The sequence below is a fragment of the Lentibacillus persicus genome, assembly GCF_900112705.1.
Taxonomy (GTDB): domain Bacteria; phylum Bacillota; class Bacilli; order Bacillales; family Amphibacillaceae; genus Lentibacillus; species Lentibacillus persicus.
Window position 1 is genome coordinate 51,917 of sequence record NZ_FOMR01000008.1, and the last position, 24,303, is coordinate 76,219.

Annotated in this window: 24 protein-coding genes; all 24 read left to right on the forward strand. The window is 45.6% G+C overall.

Annotation, left to right across the window (positions count from 1 at the left end):
• Window positions 1–29 precede the first annotated feature (29 nt).
• The 24 genes from rpoE (at window position 30) to atpE (ending at window position 24,245) form a co-directional block, all read left to right on the forward strand.
• Window positions 30–560, forward strand: coding sequence for a DNA-directed RNA polymerase subunit delta (gene rpoE, locus BMZ22_RS11435; protein WP_090085932.1), 531 nt, complete (start codon window positions 30–32; stop codon window positions 558–560).
• A gap of 231 nt (window positions 561–791) precedes the next feature.
• Window positions 792–2,396, forward strand: a complete 1,605-nt coding sequence (locus BMZ22_RS11440) for a CTP synthase (RefSeq protein ID WP_090085640.1) — start codon at window positions 792–794, stop codon at window positions 2,394–2,396.
• 188 nt (window positions 2,397–2,584) lie between these two features.
• Window positions 2,585–2,941, forward strand: coding sequence for a response regulator (locus BMZ22_RS11445; RefSeq protein WP_090085645.1), 357 nt, complete (start codon window positions 2,585–2,587; stop codon window positions 2,939–2,941).
• Window positions 2,942–3,172: 231 nt separating this feature from the next.
• Window positions 3,173–3,814 (forward strand): fructose-6-phosphate aldolase, encoded by a 642-nt coding sequence (fsa, locus tag BMZ22_RS11450; RefSeq protein ID WP_090085648.1) that lies wholly within the window; start codon window positions 3,173–3,175, stop codon window positions 3,812–3,814.
• Between the two features lie 97 nt (window positions 3,815–3,911).
• Window positions 3,912–5,198 (forward strand): UDP-N-acetylglucosamine 1-carboxyvinyltransferase, encoded by a 1,287-nt coding sequence (locus BMZ22_RS11455; RefSeq protein ID WP_090085650.1) that lies wholly within the window; start codon window positions 3,912–3,914, stop codon window positions 5,196–5,198.
• 102 nt (window positions 5,199–5,300) lie between these two features.
• Window positions 5,301–6,269, forward strand: coding sequence for a class II fructose-bisphosphatase (gene glpX, locus BMZ22_RS11460; RefSeq protein WP_090085653.1), 969 nt, complete (start codon window positions 5,301–5,303; stop codon window positions 6,267–6,269).
• A gap of 417 nt (window positions 6,270–6,686) precedes the next feature.
• Window positions 6,687–7,967: a transcription termination factor Rho gene (gene rho, locus BMZ22_RS11465; RefSeq protein ID WP_090085655.1), complete on the forward strand. Its 1,281-nt coding sequence runs from the start codon at window positions 6,687–6,689 to the stop codon at window positions 7,965–7,967.
• Between the two features lie 146 nt (window positions 7,968–8,113).
• Window positions 8,114–8,359 (forward strand): type B 50S ribosomal protein L31, encoded by a 246-nt coding sequence (locus BMZ22_RS11470; RefSeq protein WP_090085657.1) that lies wholly within the window; start codon window positions 8,114–8,116, stop codon window positions 8,357–8,359.
• Between the two features lie 194 nt (window positions 8,360–8,553).
• Window positions 8,554–9,177 carry a thymidine kinase gene (locus tag BMZ22_RS11475; protein WP_090085659.1) on the forward strand — a complete coding sequence of 208 codons (624 nt, stop codon included), beginning with the start codon at window positions 8,554–8,556 and terminating at the stop codon, window positions 9,175–9,177.
• 147 nt (window positions 9,178–9,324) lie between these two features.
• The gene (gene prfA / locus BMZ22_RS11480) at window positions 9,325–10,395 is read left to right on the forward strand and encodes a peptide chain release factor 1 (RefSeq protein WP_090085661.1); all 1,071 of its coding nucleotides are present in this window, start codon (window positions 9,325–9,327) and stop codon (window positions 10,393–10,395) included.
• A gap of 3 nt (window positions 10,396–10,398) precedes the next feature.
• On the forward strand, window positions 10,399–11,286 hold the full coding sequence (prmC, locus tag BMZ22_RS11485) for a peptide chain release factor N(5)-glutamine methyltransferase (protein WP_090085663.1): 888 nt from the start codon (window positions 10,399–10,401) through the stop codon (window positions 11,284–11,286).
• 132 nt (window positions 11,287–11,418) lie between these two features.
• On the forward strand, window positions 11,419–12,033 hold the full coding sequence (spoIIR, locus tag BMZ22_RS11490; protein WP_090085665.1) for a stage II sporulation protein R: 615 nt from the start codon (window positions 11,419–11,421) through the stop codon (window positions 12,031–12,033).
• A gap of 122 nt (window positions 12,034–12,155) precedes the next feature.
• Window positions 12,156–12,557, forward strand: a complete 402-nt coding sequence (locus BMZ22_RS11495) for an amino acid kinase family protein (protein ID WP_090085667.1) — start codon at window positions 12,156–12,158, stop codon at window positions 12,555–12,557.
• Window positions 12,558–13,100: 543 nt separating this feature from the next.
• Entirely contained in the window at window positions 13,101–14,123 is a 1,023-nt protein-coding gene (locus BMZ22_RS11505) for an L-threonylcarbamoyladenylate synthase (protein ID WP_090085671.1), read from the forward strand.
• Between the two features lie 111 nt (window positions 14,124–14,234).
• Window positions 14,235–14,789 carry a manganese efflux pump MntP gene (locus tag BMZ22_RS11510; RefSeq protein ID WP_090085673.1) on the forward strand — a complete coding sequence of 185 codons (555 nt, stop codon included), beginning with the start codon at window positions 14,235–14,237 and terminating at the stop codon, window positions 14,787–14,789.
• A 484-nt stretch (window positions 14,790–15,273) separates the two neighbouring features.
• On the forward strand, window positions 15,274–15,885 hold the full coding sequence (locus tag BMZ22_RS11515) for a low molecular weight protein arginine phosphatase (protein ID WP_090085675.1): 612 nt from the start codon (window positions 15,274–15,276) through the stop codon (window positions 15,883–15,885).
• Window positions 15,886–15,970: 85 nt separating this feature from the next.
• Window positions 15,971–16,546, forward strand: coding sequence for a TIGR01440 family protein (locus BMZ22_RS11520; RefSeq protein WP_090085676.1), 576 nt, complete (start codon window positions 15,971–15,973; stop codon window positions 16,544–16,546).
• Window positions 16,547–16,613: 67 nt separating this feature from the next.
• Window positions 16,614–17,849, forward strand: coding sequence for a serine hydroxymethyltransferase (locus BMZ22_RS11525; protein WP_090085678.1), 1,236 nt, complete (start codon window positions 16,614–16,616; stop codon window positions 17,847–17,849).
• A gap of 364 nt (window positions 17,850–18,213) precedes the next feature.
• Window positions 18,214–18,843: a uracil phosphoribosyltransferase gene (gene upp / locus BMZ22_RS11530; RefSeq protein ID WP_090085680.1), complete on the forward strand. Its 630-nt coding sequence runs from the start codon at window positions 18,214–18,216 to the stop codon at window positions 18,841–18,843.
• Window positions 18,844–18,857: 14 nt separating this feature from the next.
• On the forward strand, window positions 18,858–19,973 hold the full coding sequence (wecB, locus tag BMZ22_RS11535) for a non-hydrolyzing UDP-N-acetylglucosamine 2-epimerase (RefSeq protein WP_090085681.1): 1,116 nt from the start codon (window positions 18,858–18,860) through the stop codon (window positions 19,971–19,973).
• Window positions 19,974–20,134: 161 nt separating this feature from the next.
• A complete protein-coding gene (locus BMZ22_RS11540; RefSeq protein ID WP_090085683.1) occupies window positions 20,135–22,315 on the forward strand; it encodes a S8 family serine peptidase in 2,181 nt (726 codons plus the stop codon).
• 413 nt (window positions 22,316–22,728) lie between these two features.
• A complete protein-coding gene (locus BMZ22_RS11545) occupies window positions 22,729–23,100 on the forward strand; it encodes an ATP synthase subunit I (protein WP_090085685.1) in 372 nt (123 codons plus the stop codon).
• A gap of 111 nt (window positions 23,101–23,211) precedes the next feature.
• Complete coding sequence (gene atpB, locus BMZ22_RS11550) at window positions 23,212–23,934, forward strand: F0F1 ATP synthase subunit A (protein ID WP_090085687.1); 723 nt, start codon at window positions 23,212–23,214, stop codon at window positions 23,932–23,934.
• A 101-nt stretch (window positions 23,935–24,035) separates the two neighbouring features.
• Window positions 24,036–24,245 (forward strand): F0F1 ATP synthase subunit C, encoded by a 210-nt coding sequence (gene atpE, locus BMZ22_RS11555; RefSeq protein ID WP_090085689.1) that lies wholly within the window; start codon window positions 24,036–24,038, stop codon window positions 24,243–24,245.
• Window positions 24,246–24,303 lie beyond the last annotated feature (58 nt).

Consider the following 24,303-nt stretch of genomic DNA (forward strand, 5'->3'; position numbering starts at 1 on the left):
TGAAACTCATAAAAAGGGAGTGCGGTATCGTGAGCCTGAAAGAATACAGCCGCGAAGAGCTTGAAGTAAGGTCAATGCTTGAATTGGCCAATGAATATTTATTGGAAGAGCAGCAAGCTCAGGACTTCAATAGTCTCTTTGAAAAAGTAGCTGATTTAAAAGGTTTTAATGAAGAGCAGAAGCAGGAATACATCGCTCAGTTTTACACGGATCTGACAATTGACGGCAGGTTTTTGACAGTCAGTTCCGGAATCTGGGGACTGAAGCGCTGGTATCCAGTCGAACAAATGGATGAGATTGTCCACCAGACGCCAAAAAAGACAAAGAAAAAAGCAAAGAAGAAAAAGACAGAAGATGTGTCGCATGATGAGTTTGGTGAAGCACCGCTTGACGATCCGGAAGCTAATGTTGAAGGTATAGCGGACACATTTGATGATGAAATTTTGGATAAAACCGAAGAGCTCGGCGGAGACATAGGTTTTGATGACGAATTGGATCCATCAGATGAAGACGATGACTTCGAAGAGGAAGAAGAGGAAACGAAAGATGAAGAAAAATAGCAAAGCCGCAGCTTGACTTTTTAATAACCAATGAGTAAAATCTTTATTGGGCTCGCTAAATTTATAAAAATACAGCGCTCCCCCTATATTAAAGGGGGGAGCGCTTTTTTATTTTGCCGGCATAGCGGCAATGACAAGCGAGAAGTAAACTGCAGCATGTTTACTTTTAACGAACCGATGTAACCTAAACATAGTATCAGAGCAATTAATAGAGAGATGAGGGATGATTCATTGACTAAGTATATTTTTGTGACTGGCGGTGTTGTTTCGTCACTGGGAAAAGGAATAACAGCCGCGTCGCTTGGCAGATTGCTGAAAAATCGGGGGCTGAAAGTTACCATACAAAAATTCGACCCTTATATTAACGTGGACCCGGGGACGATGAGTCCGTACCAGCATGGTGAGGTATTCGTTACGGAAGACGGTGCTGAGACCGACCTTGATTTGGGGCATTACGAGCGCTTTATTGATATTAATTTGAATAAATACAGTAATATTACAACGGGCAAAGTTTATTCAAGTGTTATTAAAAAAGAGCGACGCGGTGACTATCTTGGCGGAACCGTTCAAGTAATTCCGCATATTACAAATGAGATTAAAGAACAGGTTTTCCGTGCCGGACAGGCGACAAAAGCGGATGTTGTTATAACGGAAATCGGAGGGACTGTCGGCGATATTGAATCGCTCCCATTTCTTGAAGCAATACGGCAAATCAAGAGTGATATCGGCCGTGACCATGTCATGTACATTCATTGTACGCTCGTGCCGTACATTAAAGCAGCCGGTGAAGTTAAAACCAAACCGACCCAGCATAGTGTGAAAGAATTACGTTCATTGGGTATTCAGCCGGATGTCATTGTTTTGCGTTCGGAATTGGCAATCAGTGAAAGCATGAAAGAAAAGATCGCCCTCTTTTGCGATACAGACAAGGAAGCGGTCATCGAGATGCGGGATGCTGATACATTATACCAGGTGCCGATCGCGCTGCAGAATCAGAACTTGGATCAGCTGACATGTGATCATCTTGGACTGAACTGTGATGAAGCCGATATGCGTGAGTGGGAAGACTTGCTTAAAAGTGTGCGTCATCTGCCTAATACGACCGTCATTGGCCTTGTCGGGAAGTATGTCGAATTGCCGGACGCCTATCTTTCGGTTGTAGAAGCATTAAAACATGCCGGTTTTTCATACGATGCTGACATTCAAGTAAAATGGATCAATTCCGAGAAACAAGATAAAGCATCCATCGTAAAAGAGCTTGACGATGTGGATGGTGTACTGGTTCCCGGTGGATTTGGCGATCGGGGCATTGACGGCAAAATCGAAGCAATCCGCTACGCGCGTGAAAATAAGAAGCCGTTTTTCGGCATATGCCTTGGTATGCAGCTTGCAACGGTGGAGTTTGCACGAAATGTTCTGGGACTCGAAAATGCGCATTCGGCTGAAATCGATCCAGACACGCCGAACCCGATTATCGACTTACTGCCGGAACAGAAAAATATTTCTGATCTGGGAGGCACGTTGCGGCTGGGCAGCTATCCTTGCAAACTCATGAATGGGACAAAAACCAAAAAAGCATATGGCAATGAGGATCTTGTCTATGAGCGTCACCGGCACCGTTATGAATTTAATAATGATTACAGAGAGCAGTTGGCTGAAAACGGCATGCTGATGTCCGGTACCAGTCCTGATGATCGATTGGTCGAAACAATTGAGTTAGCTGATCATCCATGGTTTGTCGCATGTCAATTTCATCCAGAGTTCAAATCACGCCCGACCCGCCCGCAAGCACTGTTTGAAGGTTTTGTGGGCGCCGCTTCTAAAAAAGGCGAATAGCGCATAGGCCAAAAGACCTGAATAGAGAACAGTTATTGATTCTTTATTCAGGTTAATTTTTATATACTTGTTTTTACCTTCCTTGCTTTAAAAATCCGTTCTTTAAAAAGAAGGAATTTTGGAAATCCTTATCGAATACATAGGATAAGCAACACCAAGATTTTTGTATAGCAAGGGGGTGGCAGCATTTGCCAAAAGACATATTGGTTGTCGATGATCAGCCGGGAATCCGTATGTTATTACAAGATATCCTTGAAAACGCAGGCTTTAGAGTGACGCTGGCTGAGACAGGCAAAGAGGGGATGGAGAAAATATACGAAGCGTCGTATGATTTGCTTATCCTCGACTATAAATTGCCGATTATGGATGGGCCTGAGATGCTGAGACGATTGGAAAAAGAGAAAATATCGCTCCCGGTTATTGTCATGACAGGAATGGCGGAACAAGTAAGGGATGAAACGCTGCAGTTTAGTCTGGTAGAAGAGGTGTTTGCAAAACCGTTTAACGTTCAGGATATTAGCGGTTTTGTGGGGAAAGTGATTTAATCATATTTTTGGGATTTATCATTATCATCATAAATAATAGGGATAAAAGCAGCAGGCTATCTGCTGTTTTTTAATTGATTAAAATCAATTCGTTGAGCAACTTGCGCCATTAAGCTCTTGTTGGTATTCTTATAATGTAAATGTCACGAAATTTTTGTTATGATAAATAAAACAGCTGGCTGCCGGTCAGTATGTGAAAAGATGAGTAAATATAGAAAGCGGGGGCTACCGATGAAATTTTTCCTGGATTCAGCAAGTATTGATGATATCCGTTCTGCAAATGAACTCGGCATTCTGGCAGGCGTTACAACAAACCCGAGCCTTGTTTCCAAAGAAGGCGTGTCATTTCACGACCGATTAAAAGAAATTACTGATGAAGTTTCCGGTTCAGTAAGTGCTGAAGTTATTTCAGAAGATGCAGAAGGTATGATAAAGGAAGGTAAAGAACTTGCGGCTATTGCACCGAATATTACCGTTAAGGTTCCAATGACATTGGAAGGTCTGAAAGCGGTTAAAGCGTTCAGCGATTTAAATATTAAAACAAACGTGACCTTGGTTTTTAACGCGAATCAGGCGTTATTGGCAGCGCGTGCAGGTGCTTCGTATGTGTCACCATTCCTCGGCCGTCTCGATGATATCGGCCACGACGGTATGGATCTTATTGCAGCAATCAGGGAGATCTTTGATGTGCATAACATCGGCACAGAAATTATTGCTGCGTCAATCAGACATCCGTTGCATGTAACAGATGCGGCAGCGAATGGCGCCCATATAGCGACGATTCCATACAAGGTGCTTGGTTCTCTAGTTAAGCACCCATTAACCGATCAGGGCATTGAAAAATTCCTTGCAGACTGGAATAATCAAAAATAAATGCATAAAACTGGAAAAAACGCCCAGATTAAGAAGAAATAGCTAAAACGATTGGCCAGGTTAGAAGTGTACGACGTCAAGAAGCGGGGTGCTGCAATTGCAAAAAATTTTAGTTGAAGGCGGGCATGCATTAAAAGGAAAGGTAAGGATTAACGGCGCAAAGAATAGTGCTGTTGCCTTGCTGCCTGCCGCGCTTTTAGCCGATTCACACGTCATGATTGAGGGGCTCCCCAACATATCAGATGTATACACACTTGGTGATTTATTGGAGGAAATAGGCGGAAACGTCAGCTGGGACGGGCAGACGGTTCATATCGATCCGGAAAATATGGTGTCGATGCCGCTTCCGAATGGAAAAGTGAAAAAGCTCAGAGCATCCTATTATTTCATGGGTGCGATGCTTGGTAAGTTCAATCAGGCAGTAATCGGTCTTCCGGGCGGCTGTCATTTGGGGCCGCGCCCGATTGATCAACATATAAAAGGCTTTGAGGCACTTGGCGCTGAAGTGACCAATGAACAGGGGGCTATCTATATTCGTGCCAACGAGCTTCGCGGGGCGCGAATTTACCTTGATGTGGTCAGTGTAGGTGCAACCATTAATATCATGCTTGCTGCTGTAAAGGCTAAAGGCAAAACAATTATCGAAAATGCTGCAAAGGAACCTGAGATCATTGATGTAGCCACATTACTGACGAACATGGGCGCTAACATCAAGGGTGTCGGCACAGATGTCATCCGGATTGAAGGGGTCCCGGCGCTGCATGGCTGCCAGCATACGATTATTCCCGATCGAATTGAAGCGGGGACTTATGCAATCGCTGCTGCAGCCCAGGGCAGTGAAGTAATCATTGATAATGTGATTCCGCAGCATTTGGAACCGGTGTTGGCCAAATTGGAAGAGATGGGTGTCACCGTTGAACAGAATGATGAACAATTATATATTGCGCCGAAACAGCCGCTCAAAAGTGTCGATGTTAAAACATTGGTATACCCGGGGTTTCCGACGGATCTGCAGCAGCCTTTTACCTCATTACTGACGAGGGGCGCCGGCACAGGTGTTATAACCGACACGATATATGCCGCCCGTTTGAAGCATATCGATGAGTTAAGACGTATGAATGCTCTCATAAAAGTTGAAGGTGGTTCGGTTATTGTGAGCGGGCCCGTCCAACTGGAAGGTGCGCGTGTAAAGGCAAGCGATCTGCGCGCCGGTGCAGCGCTCATTATCGCCGGGCTGATGTCAAACGGAATCACCGAAATCACAGGTGTGGAACATATTGACCGCGGCTATGACAAGATTACCGAAAAGTTGAACAGCCTGGGTGCCAATATATGGCGTGAAGAAATGAATGAACAGGAAATAAAACAATTTCAGGACTCCTGATCGGGATCATTTGTATTGACTAAAACATATAGAGATAACGATAACCCTCCATATGTAAATCCTTTTGGGATGAGGATATTTTTATATAAAGGAGAGGGAAATATGGAAAGAAGTCTATCGATGGAACTTGTCCGTGTTACGGAGGCGGCTGCACAATCTTCTGCACGCTGGATGGGACGCGGGAAAAAGAATGAAGCGGATGACGCCGCGACGACAGCGATGCGTGACGTTTTTGATACGATTCCGATGCAGGGTACCGTTGTTATCGGTGAAGGGGAAAAGGACGAAGCACCGATGCTGTATATCGGTGAAAAAGTCGGTACCGGAAACGGCATTGAAGCAGACGTAGCCGTTGATCCTGTTGAAGGGACCAATATCGTGGCACAGGGCACGTGGAACGCCCTTGCGGTGCTGGCAATTGCCGACCGGGGCAATATGCTCCACGCGCCTGACATGTATATGAAAAAAATTGCCGTTGGAGCTGAAGCTGTTGGAAAAGTCGATATTAATGCTTCAACGCACGATAATTTAAAAGCGGTTGCCAAAGCAAAAAATAAAGACGTTGAAGACGTAGTGGCGATTGTGCTGGACCGGCCGCGCCATACCGAGCTTATTGAAGAAATCCGCAGTGCCGGTGCGCGTATTAAACTCATTCCGGATGGCGACGTGGCTGCTGCCATGAATACTGCCTTTGAGGATACGGGCGTCGATATTTTAATGGGGATTGGCGGCGCTCCCGAGGGTGTGCTGAGTGCAGCCGCACTTAAGTGCCTTGGCGGCGAAATCCAGGGCAAATTGCACCCATCCAATGACAGTGAGATTGAGCGATGCCGTAAAATGGGCATCGATGATCTTGAAAAAGTTTACTATATGGACGACTTCTGCGGTGGAGACGATGCTATTTTCGCAGCCACAGGCATTACAGACGGAGAATTGCTGCAAGGCGTTCAATTCAAAGGTACAAAAGCAACGACCCAATCTGTTGTCATGCGCGCCAAAAGCGGAACCGTCCGTTTCATTGATGGCGAGCACAGTCTGAAGAAAAAGCCAAACCTGGTTATTCAGCCTTAATAATCGTTAGAGGCTGGGACAAAACTTATGATTTAATGTAAAAGACGAACAATAAGGAAGGATAGCGGTGCATGTTTCCGGAGCGGTATATCCCGCTTTCTTTCCAATAATCGTTCGTTTTTTCATTTACTTTGGCTGTTTTTATAAAGATGTGGTTATTTGCCCCTTGCTGGATGTGTGAAAAAATAATCGCCATAGTATTGAATATCATGCCAGAAAAAGGTATGATGGATATGTTTATAATCCAGGTTACCCGGCAATGATATTTATAATATTATAATAAAGGGAAACTTCCATTCTAGCTCCTTGCAAACTCTTCCTATCGTTTTAAACTGACCATTCACATAGAAAGAGAATTTCACATATAACATTCTACAGACAAAACTTCAAAAATGAATAGGTGTGGTGATTTATTTAATGGCAGCGTTAACCATTTCCCACCTGGAGACATTGAACTTAAAGGAAATCTATGCTCTGGCACGGGAATACAAAGTATCTTATTATGCAAAACTGACAAAAAAAGAACTTATTTTTTCTATTTTGAAAGCACAAGCTGAAAAAGACGGATTTCTATTTATGGATGGCATATTGGAAATAATTCCCTCAGAAGGGTTTGGCTTTCTTCGTCCAATCAATTACTCCCCAAGTGCAGAAGATATATATATATCCGCATCCCAAATCCGTCGCTTCGATTTAAGAAATGGCGATAAAGTATCCGGCAAAGTACGACCGCCAAAAGAAAACGAGCGCTATTACGGTCTGCTTCATGTAGACGCAGTCAACGGGGAAGATCCGGAAACTTCAAAGGAACGTGTCCATTTTCCGGCACTGACTGCACTCTATCCGGACAGGCTTATGGGTTTGGAACGTGATACGAAAAATTTATCAACACGGATTATTGATTTGATGACACCGGTTGGCTTTGGTCAGCGCGGACTGATTGTGGCCCCGCCGAAAGCCGGTAAAACGATGCTTCTAAAAGAGATTGCCAACAGTATATCGGCGAACCACCCGGAATCCAAGCTGATCATTTTGCTTGTGGACGAGCGTCCTGAGGAAGTGACGGATATCGAACGTTCGGTTCATCAAGATGTCGATGTGGTCAGTTCGACATTTGATGAAGTCCCGGAAAACCATATTAAAGTATCCGAGCTGGTGCTGGAACGTGCAATGCGCCTTGTCGAGCACAAACGCGATGTCATCGTCCTAATGGATAGCATTACGCGGCTTGCCCGTGCCTATAATCTGGTTATTCCGCCGAGCGGCCGTACATTATCCGGCGGGATCGACCCGGCAGCATTCCACCGGCCGAAACGTTTCTTTGGTGCCGCCCGGAATATTGAGGAAGGCGGAAGCTTTACGGTGCTGGCCACGGCTTTGGTTGATACAGGTTCCCGAATGGATGATGTCATCTATGAAGAGTTTAAAGGGACAGGCAACATGGAACTGCACTTAGACCGCAGTCTGGCCGAACGCCGAATCTTCCCGTCGATCGATATACTGAAATCAGGCACACGGAAAGAGGAACTGCTTGTTTCCAAAGATCATCTTGATAAAATTTGGGCGATCCGCAAGACGATGCAGGATTCCCATAACTTCCTTGATCGTTTCCTGAAACGGCTCAGATCAACGAAAAACAATATGGAGTTTTTCCAGCAGATGGAAGAAGAAATGAAACGCAAAGGAACCAAAACTTAAATGTAATGCCAATGAATCACTATTGCAATCATTCCATTACGCTGTTATAATTCTTTAAGTGAGTTAAGATTAGATAACGTCCTGAGCAAAAGCTCTGACAATAACTCTGTTTCCTAAGGATTCAGGGCAAAAAGGAGTGGAAAGTTATGAAAAACGAAATTCATCCGGAATACAGAAAAGTTGTTTTCTTGGACACAAGTTCAGATTATAAATTTCTGAGCGGGTCAACACAAACTTCTGAAGAAACGATTGAATGGGAAGACGGCAACACGTATCCTTTGATCCGTACTGAAATCAGCTCAGCTTCACACCCATTCTATACCGGCAAACAGAAAGCCGACAAAGTCGGTGGCCGTGTCGACCGATTCAAGAAAAAATATAATATGAAATAAAAAGCTGAGGCGACTGGTCAGAAGCAGACGCATAAGCTGCGTTAAAATTTCATGGAATCATACAGAAAACAGGCAATATGTCTAAATGTTGCCTGTTTTTTCACTTTTTAAGTGGGAATTTACCAAAATTTGTTTAAAATCTTTAAATCGTATACATATATAATAAGAATACACCTGGAAGGGAGCCCCCGCCCATGTACGTGATGAAACACAGTGGATGGCTGGAAGTTATTTGCGGCAGCATGTTTTCCGGAAAGTCAGAAGAGTTGATCAGACGTGTTCGCCGTGCAACATACGCCAATTTATCAGTTCGTGTCTTTAAGCCGGTGGTTGATGACCGTTACGCCAACGAATCAGTCGTTTCGCATAATGGAACTTCAATTATCGCACGTGCTGTAAAACATTCTGCCGATATTCTGGAATATGTTGAAGACAAGCAAATCGATGTTGTGGGAATTGACGAAGCGCAATTTTTTGATAAGAAAGTTGTGCTGGCAGCAAATGAAATGGCGAATAAGGGCATCCGTGTCATCGCCGCCGGTCTTGATACTGACTTTCGCGGGGAGCCGTTTGGGCCAATGCCGGAATTGATGGCGCAAAGCGAGTCCATTTCTAAGTTAAATGCGATCTGTCCAATTTGCGGTTCGCCGGCCAGCCGTACACAGCGATTGATTGACGGCAAACCTGCTTCATATGACGACCCGGTCATTATGGTCGGTGCATCTGAGTCCTATGAACCGAGATGCCGCCATCATCATGATGTCCCGAATAAACCTTGTTTTAAGAATGAACAGGCCATGAGTGACGCATCGGAGTAAAAAGAGTGCCACGGCGCTCTTTTTTTAAAAGGTTGTTTGTTTGCTTCCAGCGCAGGCAATATACGCTGTATAAGGGTTTCCTGCCTTTTTGACCTCCTTCTGTCAGTGTATTATAATTAGAGTGTTATTCGAAATGAGGTGAACGCCGTGTTAGAACGTCTGCAATCATTGGAAGATCGTTATGATAAATTGAACGAATTGCTTAGTGACCCGGACGTCATAAGCGACACAAATAAACTGCGTGAATATTCGAAAGAGCAGGCCGGGCTTGAAGAAGTTGTGCAAGCCTACCGCACGTATAAAGATGTTGAACAGCAATTAAACGGTACAAAAGAAATGCTTGAAGATGAATCAGATGATGAAATGCAGGAGATGGCAAAAGCAGAACTCGAGGATCTTTCCGAACAGAAAGAAGAACTGGAAGAAAGACTGCGCATTCTATTGCTGCCCAAAGATCCCAACGACGACAAAAACGTATTTATGGAAATCCGCGGTGCAGCGGGTGGCGATGAAGCGGCACTGTTTGCCGGGGACTTATACCGCATGTATTCAAAATACGCAGAGACACATGGCTGGAAAATTGATGTCGTTGAAGCGACGTCAACCGGTGTCGGCGGCTATAAAGAAATTATCTTTATGGTAAATGGCACTGGGGCGTATTCCAAACTGAAATATGAAAACGGCGCCCACCGCGTGCAGCGTGTACCGGAAACAGAGTCAGGCGGCCGTATCCACACATCAACAGCAACGGTGGCTGTATTGCCTGAAGCCGAAGATGTGGAAGTGGATATCAATGAAAAGGATATCCGAGTCGACACCTTTGCTTCAAGCGGTCCGGGCGGTCAAAGCGTTAATACGACCATGTCTGCTGTCAGGCTGACACATGAGCCCACAGGCATTGTGGTTTCGTGCCAGGATGAAAAATCACAGATTAAGAATAAGGAAAAAGCGATGCGCGTACTCCGTGCCCGTATTTATGACAAATTCCAGCAAGAGGCGCAAGCAGAAATTGACGAAAACCGAAAATCGGCCGTCGGTACAGGCGACCGCTCCGAACGTATTCGCACGTACAATTTCCCGCAGACACGGGTAACAGATCACCGCATCGGCCTTACCATTCAAAAGCTCGATCAGGTAATGGAAGGCAAATTGGATGAATTTATCGATGCATTGCTTATGGAAGAGCAGGCACAGAAACTTGAAGAAATCGGTGACTAAATAATGGATATAAATCGGAAACAGCATGAAGTCCTGAGACGGGCTTCTCTTTTTTTAGAAGAAAATCAGCGCGAGCCAAAAATGGCAGAACTGCTCCTCCAGCATTACCTTGGCGTATCACGCGCAAAATTTTTCACGATGATGCGTGAAGACGTGCCGGAGGACGTTTTAAGTGACTTTCAGGATGCCTTGAGTAAGCACGCGGAAACGGGCGTCCCACTTGAGCATATCACCGGCTTTGCACCATTTTATGGCCGGCATTTCCTCGTGAACGAACATACACTGATCCCCCGGCCTGAAACCGAAGAACTTATCGAGATGGTTCTGCAATCGCTGCCGGCTGAAATTGAGGCGGAACCGATAACCATCGCTGACATTGGGACCGGCAGCGGTATTATTGCGATTACGCTCGCGCTCGAGTTGCCGCAAGCGGTTGTTTATGCAACCGATATTTCAGCAAAAGCGCTTAAAGTTGCCGGGAAAAATGCAGAACGCTTGGGTGCTGATATTACATTTCTTCAAGGCGACTACCTGGAGCCGCTGATCGAGCAGCAAATCAAACCGGATATAGTCATCGCCAATCCGCCTTATATTAGCCTGGATGAAAAGACGCTGCTGTCTGATACGGTGAAAAATTTCGATCCTGCGGAAGCGCTCTTTGCCGATGAGAATGGGCTGGGCGCATACAAGGCAATTAGCAACCGACTTCGTTCGACATTGAACCCGGACGGCGGGAGCGTCTTTTTTGAAATCGGAGACCGGCAGGGAAAGGATGTGCAGCGTCTTTTAAAATCAGCGCTGCCTGAAATCGACGTATCGGTGATTAGGGATATGAATGGGAAAGAGCGGATTGTCCACGGCACCTATGGCATGCTATCGTCTGACCAATAATTTTTATCGAGAAAACACCCGGGGGACAGCGATCCCGTCCCCGCGTCCCGGAAAATTAATAGATTCATAGTATGAAGTGAGGGGCTCCTGTCCATACTGATTGATAAATCAGGTTGGAGAGGGGTTTTTGTCATGTGGAAGTATGCGGTTGCAGCTATTATTATTATTATTATTTTTGTTTTTGCGATACCGGTTAAAACGACCAGCGAAGAAAAAGAATACAATGCCGACTCCGAAATCAAGGTGATACCGGATGAGGCAATTCGCTTGCGTATATTAGCCAACAGTGATGGTGAGGACGACCAGGCGTTAAAACGAAAAGTCCGGGATGAGGTGAACGCCGTTATCACGCAATGGGTGGAACAAATGACCGATATTAATGAAGCCCGAAAGTTGATCCAAACGCGCATTCCTGAAATCAGAAAAATCGCGCGCGATGTATTGAAAGCAGAAGATAAAGAGCAGGCGCTCAAGGTAGAGTACGGTGAGAATGTTACTTTTCCGGCAAAGTTATACGGGGCGTATATGTACCCGCCCGGTGAATATGAAGCGGTGCTGATTACGCTCGGTGAAGGGAAAGGTTCTAATTGGTGGTGTGTCCTGTTCCCGCCGCTCTGTTTTTTGGATTTTTCAAATGGGGCAAGTGTAGCTGAGGCAGAGGCAGAGACAGAAGATGCTGAAGAAGCATCCGATAAAGAAAACGAAGATCCCGAAGTAAAATTTTTCCTCTTTGAATGGTTCAGTTAAGTCATAGAGTGGCTCAATTCTGCATAATCTATTGGCAAAGGCTATTTAAAAGATTGGTGCACAAAAGACAGGCCAGCTTTTGATTCTGAACAGAAAATACTAAATTCATTGAGGTGAAAAAAATGGAATTGATTGCAGCAAATTATGCCCCCCAGGAAAAGCTAAACATATTTTTAGAACATAATAAGGATGTTGAGCGGGAACAACTGCTGGAAAAGGGTTATGTAGTTGAGGTGAAAGAGACCATTGAGGGCTGTTTTGTTTTGGATGCGGTTGAGGCAGATGTTTATTGGCTGAAACAGCTTTTTATTACTAAAAATGCAGCGGCCTCACTCCCCGTCTTATTGGAATCGATTTTAGCACTCGCAAAAGAAAAACACGCAAAGATAGTATTCGTCCACAGCCATCAGCCAATGGTGGATATCCTGCTCGAAGCTTTACAGTTTCAGCCGCAAAAGGAAAACGCCTTGGTCCAAGCGCCACCTGAAAAAGAAGGTTATTGGTGGACATACAACGTTTCCTGAGAAGTTATGCACATTTATACACAGCAAACAGTGGATAACTTGTTAAAAACGGGTTGATAACCATGTGGTAATTTAAACACCCTTGTGGAAAATGAAGTTAGGATAGACGATTGTAAATGAAATGATTATTGTTTATCCGGTTATGGGCAAGATTAAATGGGAAAACTGCGTGCTTGTTCCATGTTGTGGATAGTCTTGTGGAGAAAATCTGCATGGCTATTTTTTTATGTGGATAAAAGAAAAAGGCAGCCTCATACATTACTGTATTTCTTTAAGAAAAAAGGAAAATCGATTAGGATAAAAGCAGAGGAATCGTTTCGTCGGCAGCCCCGGTATCGACAGAAGAGGTACAGAATCTGCAGAAGAGACGATAAATCAACGGAAGAACAGGGAAATCAACAGGAGAACAGGGAAATCAACAGATAAGCGATAATATCAACAGAATAGAAAAGTTATCTGCAGAAGATAGAATATATCACTAGAAGAATAATGGATCTTCAAAAATTGAGCCTTGAAGTTAAACATGAAAGAGGGACAACAGTCATGCAGACAAAACGTATGTATATCGATAACGAAAACGATGCATCAGAAGCACTTGCAGCAGCATCAGTACTTTTGCGGGAGGGGGAGACGGTGGCTTTTCCGACGGAGACCGTTTATGGACTTGGCGCAGATGCAACCAAAAAGGAAGCCGTCTCAAAAATATTCAAGGCAAAAGGCCGGCCGGAAGACAATCCGCTGATTGCCCATGTCGCCACCAAAAAACAGCTGAAAAACCTGGTCACGTCACTTCCGGTAGTTGCTGAAAAGCTGATTGATGCGTTTACACCAGGGCCGTTGACACTTGTATTGCCGAGTAATGGGACATGTGCAGAAAATGTAACAGCAGGATTATCCACAATCGGTGTCCGGATTCCTGATCATCCAGTCGCTAGAGGCTTATTGAAAAAATGCGACCTGCCGCTTGCAGCTCCGAGTGCTAATATCTCGGGGAAACCAAGCCCGACCACCGCCGATCACGTATGGTCCGATTTAGAGGGCAGAATTGCTGGGCTTGTGGATGGTGGTGCGACAGGTGTCGGTGTCGAGTCGACGGTAATCGATTGTACGCAGGAAATACCGGTGATCCTCAGACCGGGCGGGATTACGAAAGAACAGCTTGAAGGCGAAATCGGCCAGGTGATGATTGACCCGGCGCTGGCTGGCACAGCTTCACAGCCTAAAGCACCCGGCATGAAATATACACACTATGCACCGGACGTTCCGATGTGGTTGGTAGATGGATCTGCCGAAGCAATTCAGTCTGTTATTGATACAGAACGGAAAGGCGGTAAACGGGTCGGTGTGATGGCGAGTACTGAAACAGCCGCTAAACTTCATGCTGACCGAACAATCCCACTTGGGTCTGATTTGCGGGAAATCGCCGCATCGTTGTATGATGCGTTGCGCGTTTTCAAACATGAAGATGTCGATTTAATTTTATGTGAAACATTTGACCTTGAAGGCATCGGTCAGGCCGTCATGAACCGGCTGGAAAAAGCCGCCACCGAATTTGTGGCTAATTAAATATGCTGCGCTAAATATGGTGCATTTTCAGGTCGTCGGTACAAATGAAAGAAGTGCATAACTCCCCTTGGACAGGCATAGAGTGTAACAGTATGTTCAAGGGGGATTTTTATGCCGGCAGCTCATTTTGGAGATATAGTATCACTTGTATTTATGGCAATCGCTTTGGGGATGGATGCTTTCTCGGTCAGTCTTGGCATGGGGATGCAAAAGATTCGGTTAAAGCGAATCGCGATTGTTGGTGCGGTTATTGGATTATTTCATGTCTTCATGCCATTTCTCGGTATATTGCTGGGGCATTTCATCTCAGAGCAGATCGGTGGCTATGCAACGCTTTCCGGTGGGTTGCTGCTTTTTGGCATAGGCGCTCAGATGATATTCTCCTCCTTCAACCACGTATCCAAAAGGCTCGCACAGCCCATTGGAATTGGATTAATATTTTTCGCGCTCAGTGTCAGTCTCGATAGCTTTTCAGTTGGTCTGAGCCTTGGTTTGTCAGAAGTGAAAACGGTTATCGCTTTGTTGTTGTTTGGAACGGCAAGTATGGTCCTGACATGGACAGGCATGGTTTTAGGAAAAAAAATGCACGGCCTATTTGGTGTTTACAGTGAAATCTTAGGCGGCAGCATTCTCTGCGGGTTTGGGTTGCATATATTATTCGGCTGACCCGACTGTAAGGGAAGCATATCGGCTCAAGTTGTTACAAAATCAGCTCAAGCGTCCCGTATGTCCGCTCAAGTCGCCCCCTTTTCGCTGAAGTTCACAATCTTCGCCGTTAAATTTGTCCTCCTCGTCTTTTCATCACTGCCGTTCAAATGATGTTGGGACATAACTTATAACTTCAATATTAAAATACGAACGATAAAAGAATGGTTAGCGGAGGAAATATGCGTAGACTCCAGCGGGAGAAGAGGCATAGGTGAGACAGCGAAGTGCCTTGGCACGAGTGGCTCACCAGCCGCCCGCGGAAAGCGAAGTATATTTCCGGAGCGGTGTATCCCGCTCCCCATCCTAATAATCGTTCGTCTTTTCATTTACTTTTAAACCTTTTATCCCGGCCTCGTTTTTTGCGGAATTTTTTCTGACAACGTTACCATTCTATGATATAGTTTGAATAGGATTGATTTTTCCCATATCGGAGGTCCACTCTATGAAGATCTTGTTTGTATGTACAGGAAATACGTGCCGGAGTCCTATGGCCGAAGCATTGTTGAAAGATAAAGTCCCCGGGGCTGAAGTGCAATCGGCGGGTATTTTTGCTGTGCCCAACCAACGCCCCAATGATCATGCCGCAGCCGCTTTAAAAGAAATTGGGATTCCACTGGAAACGAAAACGCAGCCGATAAACGGCAAATTGCTGCAATGGGCAGACGTCGTACTCACGATGACAACCCAGCATAAACAATCACTGATCATCGAACACCCTGATTTTCAGGATAAATATTACACATTAATCGAATACGTATCCAATCAGGATAAGAAGATATGGGATGAATTGAAGCGGCTATATGCTGATTATGAGGAAAAAAGATCCCGGTTCATTTATAAGAATCAGTATAAAATGGATGCATCTGAGCTGGACCGTCAATTAAGAAATTATTTACACGAAGATTGGGAAAAAATTCATAAACTTGAATCCAGTCTGATCAATTTTGATATTTCCGATCCATTTGGCGGGGAATTAGGCACCTATCAGCAAACAAGAAATGAGCTTAAGAAACATATTGAAGCACTTGCGAAAAAAATGGAAAGCACACCGTAACCTCACACAACAAGAGGGATGAGTATGACAGCGTGAACAGCTGTTGTGTCGTCAAACCCGCCACGCCAGCGAGAGGTGAGTAATCATGAATCTTAAAACACAAGTCACCCGCGATATCAAGACTATTACCAAGGAGTGGCAAGCGAGCGGCTGCCTGAAACCGGGCGATGTAATTGTTATAGGCTGCTCGACCAGCGAGGTGGTCGGAGAAAAAATTGGCACAGCAGGGAGTGAAGCGGTTGCTTCTGCGCTTTTTGAAGAATTGACAGCGATTCAGACTGCAACAGGCGTGCAGATCGCTTTTCAGTGCTGTGAACACTTGAATCGCTCCCTCGTTGTTGAAAAAGAAACGATGCAAAAACAGAACCTGACAGAAGTTTCGGCAGTCCCTGTGCCACGTGCCGGCGGGTCGATGGCATCGTTTGCCTATAAAAATATGAAAAACCCTGTTCTGGTAGAATCAATCGAGGCAGATGGCGGACTGGATATTGGCGAAACGATGATTGGCATGCATTTGAAACCCGTCGCCGTACCGCTCAGGTTCAGCCAGCGATCCATTGGCGGGGCACGGGCCACTGCCGCCCGCACACGTCCCAAATTAATCGGCGGGGAACGTGCCGTGTACGATCAGGAAACAGCAGAAAACATGACAGGCGAGTAACTTGGCTGTGGCGGTTCCACCGGACTGCGATTATTTTATCACCCAAATCCACAAGGAGGACTTACATATGCAAAATCTAAAGCAGACTGATCACGAACTGTATGAAGCAATACAGGCTGAAAAATCACGCCAGCAGGATAAAATTGAATTAATTGCGTCAGAAAATTTTGTCTCAGAAGCCGTTATGGAAGCGATGGGTTCGGTCATGACAAACAAGTATGCTGAAGGTTATCCCGGCAAGCGTTACTATGGGGGCTGTGAGCATGTCGATGTTGCGGAAAACCTTGCTCGTGACCGGGCAAAAGAACTGTTCGGAGCTGAGCATGCGAACGTCCAGCCGCATTCAGGCGCGCAGGCTAACATGGCGGTTTACTTTTCTGTCTTGGATCCGGGTGACACGATTCTTGGCATGAATTTAAACCATGGCGGTCATTTAACCCATGGCAGCCCGGTCAATTTCAGTGGCAAATTGTACAATGTTGCAGATTACGGTGTCGATAAAGAAACCGAGAAACTGGATTATGACGCCGTTCGCGAACGGGCAAAAGAAGTGCAGCCAAAACTGATTATCGCTGGTGCAAGTGCGTATTCCAGTGGAATTGACTTTGCCAAATTCCGCGAAATTGCCGATGAAGTCGGTGCGTATTTGCTTGTGGATATGGCGCATATTGCAGGGCTGATTGCTGCAGGGCTTCACCAAAACCCGGTGCCGTATGCCGATTTTGTAACAACGACCACACATAAAACCTTGCGCGGGCCGCGCGGGGGAATGATTTTGTGCAAAGAAGAACACGCCAAACTCGTCGATAAGAACGTCTTCCCGAGGATGCAGGGCGGACCGCTCATGCATGTTATTGCCGCCAAAGCAGTGTCATTCAAGGAAGCATTGACGGATGAGTTTAAGGCATATGCGAAACAAATTATTGATAACGCCAAAGCACTGAGCGAGGCCTTGACCGATGAAGGTCTGCGCATCGTATCGGGCGGAACTGAAAACCATCTGCTGCTGCTCGACGTAACGCCGCTCAATTTAACCGGTAAAGTCGCGGAGAAAGTATTGGATGATATAGGAATCACCGCCAATAAAAATACGATTCCATTTGATACAGAAAGCCCGTTTGTTACAAGCGGAATGCGCATCGGCACAGCAGCCGTAACGACCCGCGGGTTTAAAGAAGCAGAAATGAAAGAAATTGCTTCGATTATCGCAACGGTTTTGAAGAACCATGAAGATGAAAATGTGCTCCGCGAAGCTGAACAGCGTGTTGAAGAATTGACCGGCAAATTTCCATTATATGCATAACGTTGAGGATGTTCCTTATGGGAGCATCCTTTTCTGATAAGGGGGAGCGCGGCACGACCGGCTAGAGTGCCTGATTGCGTGATGTTCGGTGGATATCGCGTGGCCTCACTGAATTTCGCGTGATCCCCGCCCAATTTCGGTTGGTCTCCCCCGGATGTCGCGTGGTCCCCGCCCGATTTCGGTTGGTCTCCTCCGGATAGCGCGTGGTCCCCCCTGATTTCGGTTGGTTCACCCCCATATTTCGCGTAAAAACCCCCCAAACTGTGCTGCTGTCTTAATAACTTTACCATGTACACTTGAAAGCACGTCTATTTTTAAGTACAATTTTAAAGATGCCACTAATAATCAAGGAGTGATCGGTGAAATGGGAAAAGTACACGTACTGGATCATCCGTTAATTCAGCACAAATTAACGTACATACGCGATAAACATACTGGAACAAAGGAATTCCGCGAACTTGTCGATGAAGTTGCCATGCTAATGGCGTTTGAGATTACACGTAATCTGCCGGTCCAGGAACAGACGACTGAAACGCCGGTAATGGAAGCAACAACGCACGTATTGGCAGGTAAAAAAATCGGATTAATACCAATCCTCCGCGCAGGCCTCGGTATGGTTGACGGCATGCTGAAATTAATTCCTGCGGCCCGTGTCGGTCACGTTGGGCTGTACCGTGATCCGGAAACATTAAAACCGCACGAATATTACATAAAACTGCCTTCTGATATTGAAGAACGCGAATTAATCGTGATAGACCCGATGCTTGCCACCGGCGGTTCCGCCAACGATGCGATCCACTCGTTGAAAAAGCGTGGTGCAAAGCAAATCCGCCTGATGTGTCTGGTCGCTGCACCGGAGGGCGTAGAAGTCATACAAAATGAACACCCCGATGTCGATATCTTTCTCGCTGCACTCGATGAAAAGCTGAACGACCATGGTTATATCGAGCCGGGTCTCGGCGATGCCGGTGACCGCTTATACGGCACCAAATAAAGGAGGTGCTGCAAATGAAAAAACGTATTAAAGTTATGACGATATTTGGAACGCGTCCGGAAGCGATTAAAATGGCCCCGCTCGTCCTGGAACTGAAAAAACGTCCTGACGTGTTTGAACCAATCGTCACGGTAACGGCACAACACCGGGAAATGCTCGATCAGGTGCTCGATATTTTTGGTATTACGCCTGACTTCGACCTGAACATCATGAAAAAGCAGCAATCGCTCGCTCAGATCACAAAACGCGTTCTCGAAGGGCTCGATGAAGTCATGAAGCAAACCGAGCCTGATATGGTTCTTGTCCATGGCGACACAACAACAACGTTTGCAGCATCACTTGCCGCCTATTACAATCAGGTCGCGCTCGGTCATGTCGAAGCTGGCTTGCGTACGTGGGATAAATATTCACCATACCCGGAAGAAATGAATCGCCAGCTGACAGGTGTCATGGCTGATCTGCATTTCGCACCGACGGACAAATCCAGGCAAAACCTGCTCGAAGAAAATAAGTCGGCTGAACGCATTGTGGTGACGGGAAACACAGCGATTGATGCATTGAAAACCACGGTCGACGACGGTTACACCAGTGCTGTCTTAGATGAGACGGAAGACAGGCGTTTGGTGCTGGTTACGGCACACCGGCGAGAGAACCTGGGCAGCAACATGGAACAGATGTTCAGAGCGATTAAGCGGTTGGTGGATGCACACAACGATATTCACGTGGTTTACCCGGTCCACCTGAATCCGGTTGTACAACGGACGGCAAACGAAATTTTGGGAGAGGATGACCGGATTAACTTAATTGAACCGCTTGGAGTGGTTGATTTTCATAACTTTGCAGCCCGGTCGCATTTAATCATGACAGACTCTGGCGGCGTGCAGGAAGAAGCACCGTCGCTCGGCGTTCCGGTGCTCGTATTGCGCAACACGACTGAACGCCCGGAAGGCATCGATGCAGGCACGCTTAAATTGGCAGGTACCGATGAAGAAACTATTTTTAACCTTGCTGATGACCTATTACGTGATGCCGCTGCTCATGAGAAAATGGCTAAGGCCTCAAACCCTTATGGTGATGGCGAAGCATCAGGCAAAATTGCCGATGCCATTCAGGAATATTTTAATAAGTAGTCTAACCGAAGATCCGGCCCGCCGCCGGATCTTTTCCTATTATGGCTGGTTTCTAAAAGAGTGCTCGTTTTTTATGAACAGCAAAACAGCTTTGTATGTATGCTTTCGACTTATTTTTCAAATGCTACGGACAATCACATGTGAAAAAGGGAGCATAGGTCATGAGGCGCATACTACTGGTACTGTCTGCTGCAGTTATTTTTTTATTTACGGCCGGATCCGCAACGGCTGAAAAGGACTTAAATGAAAAAACTTCCATTATTATTGAAGTTGACGGATCTCCGAAAGAACATAAAACATACCTGGAAACGTATCACCCATATATCGATGTGATTGCTGTATATGACACACTATTCAACGGGCTTGCCTTAAAAGGTGAACCGGAGCGATTCAAAAGGCTGGAATCGCTTGATTTCATAAAATCTGTGCACCCTGCTGTCTCCTATAAAATCGAACAGGAGCAGGTTCCTCCATTGAATCAAACGGAAAACAGTGTCATGCCATCTGACTTGAATAAGACATCTTACACGGGTGAAGGTGTTCAGGTGGCGGTCATTGATACCGGCATTGACTATAATCACCCCGACTTGAAAGACAACTATGCAGGCGGCTATGATTTGGTCGATTTGGATGAAGATCCGATGGAAACGACTGTTGAAGAAGGCATTCCAACGATGCACGGCACACATGTAGCGGGCATAATTGCGGCAAATGGCCAATTGAAGGGCGTTGCTCCGGATGCGGCTATTTACGCGTACCGTGCGCTCGGCCCCGGGGGGATGGGAACATCGGTTCAGGTTATTGCTGCGCTTGAGGAGGCAATTGATGATGGTGCAGATATTATCAATCTGTCTCTGGGGAATGCCGTTAATGGACCGGATTTTCCGACAAGTGCGGCAGTTAATCGCGCGGTGGATCTCGGTGTTCCTGTTGTCATTGCAAATGGCAATGCCGGACCGGAAAATTGGACTATCGGATCCCCGGCCACAGCAACGAATGCGCTTTCTGTCGGAGCGTCATCCAATCCGCGTACCGTTCCCTTTTTATTTGAATCACTCTCAGATAAAAAAATCCCGCTTGTTGAAATGCGCGGCTCGAAACCATGGCAGCTCGATAAAAGTTATGACGTAGCATCATTAGACGGGCAAAACGTCAAAGGTAAAATAGCCTTGATACAACGCGGCAAAACGCCCTTTACCGAATTAGCCAGACAGGCACAGAAAGCCGGTGCGACAGCTGCGCTCATTTATAATCACGAAAAAGGAAATTTTCAAGGAACAATTACAGACGGGGAAGTACCCGTCCGAATCCCAGTGGCATCCATTTCAAAAAAGGACGGCGAGTGGCTTTCAAAAAAAGCTAAAAATAATTACCTTTACATGGAGACAAAATTTGCGACAACCAAGCTTGGAATAGCCGATTTCAGTTCACGGGGACCGGTTACTGTGAACTGGGATCTGAAACCGGACGTCAGTGCCCCGGGGACGCGTATTTTGAGTACTGTGCCGGAAGCCTACGGTGAATTGCAGGGAACAAGTATGGCGGCACCTCAAGTATCAGGTGCGATGGCACTGTTAATGGAAGCTCATCCAGACTGGACGGTTGAAGAATTGACAGGCGCTTTAAAGACGACCGCCGAAAGAGTGAACGACGCAGGCTCCCCTATTGCTCCAAACATTCAAGGCACCGGCACTATCCGGCCGGAAGAAGCGATCAACACAAAAACCGTTATTGAAGATCCATTGCTTTCATTTGGTAAAATCACAGACCATCAGGAAACGAAAACAGCAGAGATTGTGATTGAAAATAAATCCGAGGAAGCGAAGGCGTATACGTTTTCCGTTCCAAAAAAACAAAAAGGTCTTACATGGAAGTTGCCTTTAAGTTTTACATTAGAGGGCGGTCAAACCAAAAAACTTGCGATCGAACTGACGGTTAATCAGAAACAGATTGATGAAGGCATTCAGCAGGGATGGCTTACATTAAATGAAGGTGACAAACCATATCACCTTCCATACCTTTTTGTTAACCGGACGGCGGCGTATCCGAAAGCGATGGGCTTTGATTTTTCACTCGAAGCTTTCTCAAACGATACGTACAGCTATCAGCTTTATTTGCCGGATCCCGCCGAAAGCATCGAGGTTGCATTGTATCACCCGCAAACGCTTATGTATGAACAGACCTTGATTGAATCAGAGAATGTGCAAGTCGGTCTTAATGAAGGTAAGATTAAAGCTTCTAAGATTGACAGCCCGGGCGAGCATGTGGCGGTAATCAGTGTCAGATTGACGGACGGATCCATCGAGAGCTATCAGACGAGGGTTTATATAGATGAAACTTAAATTTTGGGGAGACGGGCTTGGCTGGGTATAATTTTCTAAAAAGCCCGTCAAATTTTGTCACATAATGTTCATAACAATAAGTTTTTATTATCCTATATAATGAATAGTCAGGGCCAGCTAAATTTTGCCGAAACAGGGGGAAGATTATGACGGAAAACACCAAAAAAGATGGCAGTGTGATTTACCGGGATACTGATTGACAATAGGGTATGGCTAATGTAAACTAGCTTAGTGTGGAATGGTAAGGGTTACAACTATGCTTGGAAAAATAGCGCTAACATCCTTACATAATATTATGATGTCAGTTCCTTATGAGCAGTGATTTACCTCACGATATCACAAAAAATTTTGCCTTTTTGTGAGTGTTGAGGAAGAATCTATTACGCCCGGATATGTGGGAGAAGAGTCTAATCATGTCGCATTATGAAAGTATCATTACCAGAGAACGGAAGTGGATGTTCTACCTTCTCGCAATATTCGTTCTTGGCGCGGGTTTCACGCCATTTACTCGAATATTTCTCGGACTTCTTTTAGGCGGTTCTGCAAGCTTGTATAATTTGTGGCTGCTTCAGCGCAAAATAGACGCTTTTGCAGAGGCGGCACAAAAGGAACAAACCGGGGCGGGGCTCGGGACGTTGTCCAGAGTAGCGGCAGCAGCATTAACTGTCATTATTGCACTTCGTTTTGAAGAATATTTCGACATGATTTTTGTTATCATCGGGTTGATGACCTCCTACCTGGTTATGATGATAGATTTTTTTATGTTTCATTTTCGAAACAGTTAAACACTTCCCGGGCTTTTTAATAAGTGACACTGCCGCATCTTTTGCAAGGTGGAGAAAGACGCCGGTTTTTGGAAAGCTAAGAAGTATTTCTTGGAAGAGGGGTGAAAAGAAATGGATCATGGAGCACCGATTGTACATGACGTGTTCGGGATATCCTGGCTTGATTTTAATTTATCAAACGTCATGATGATAGCGATTGCTTCACTCATTGTATTTATCCTTAGTGTCCTGGGCTCAAGGAAGCTTCAAATGAAGCCGACAGGTGTCCAGAATTTTATGGAATGGATCCTTGATTTTGTCAAAGGCATGATCAGTGACGCTATGGACTGGAAACAAGGGAAAATCTTTTTGCCATTGGCCCTGACGCTCATTACGTATATTCTGGTGAGCAACTTGCTTGGTGTTATGACAATGGGGGTCTTCGGCCATGACTTATGGTGGAAGTCACCGACCTCGGATGCCGGATTAACACTGACACTGGCAGCAATGGTAATCGTGCTGAGCCATTATTATGGAATTAAATCTCGTGGGGTAAAAGAATATGGCAAAGATTTCATACGGCCATTCCCGTTATTTTTCCCGATTAAGGTCATTGAAGAATTTTCGAACACGCTGACATTGGGTCTGCGTCTGTTTGGAAACATTTACGCGGGCGAGGTATTATTAACCCTTTTGGTAGGCTTAACGACATCAAGCTTCTTAGGCTTCTTGGGCGGAGCAATTCCGATGCTGGCATGGCAAGGATTCAGTGTCTTTATCGGAACAATTCAGGCATTCATTTTCACAATGCTGTCAATGGTTTACATCTCACATAAGGTATCAAGTGATCACTAGGTTTCACTAAAAATTGTTAGGTAATCCGTTTCGGCTGTTCCAAATGCTGAAATGGGAATACTAAAAAAACTAATATAATAATTTTGAGGAGGATTCATATTATGTCAGGAGCATTAGCAGCAGCAATAGCAGTAGGTTTGGCAGCACTGGGTGCAGGTGTAGGTAACGGTCTTATCGTCAGTCGTACGGTTGAAGGGATTGCACGTCAGCCGGAATTAAGAGGTCAGCTTCAAACAACAATGTTCATTGGTGTAGGTTTGGTCGAGGCGATGCCGATTATCGCGGTTGTTATAGCACTAATGGTCATGTAATAAAATGGTCAAACGAATAATGGCGAAGACTGTACTTGCTAAGCTTCGCCGTTGTTTG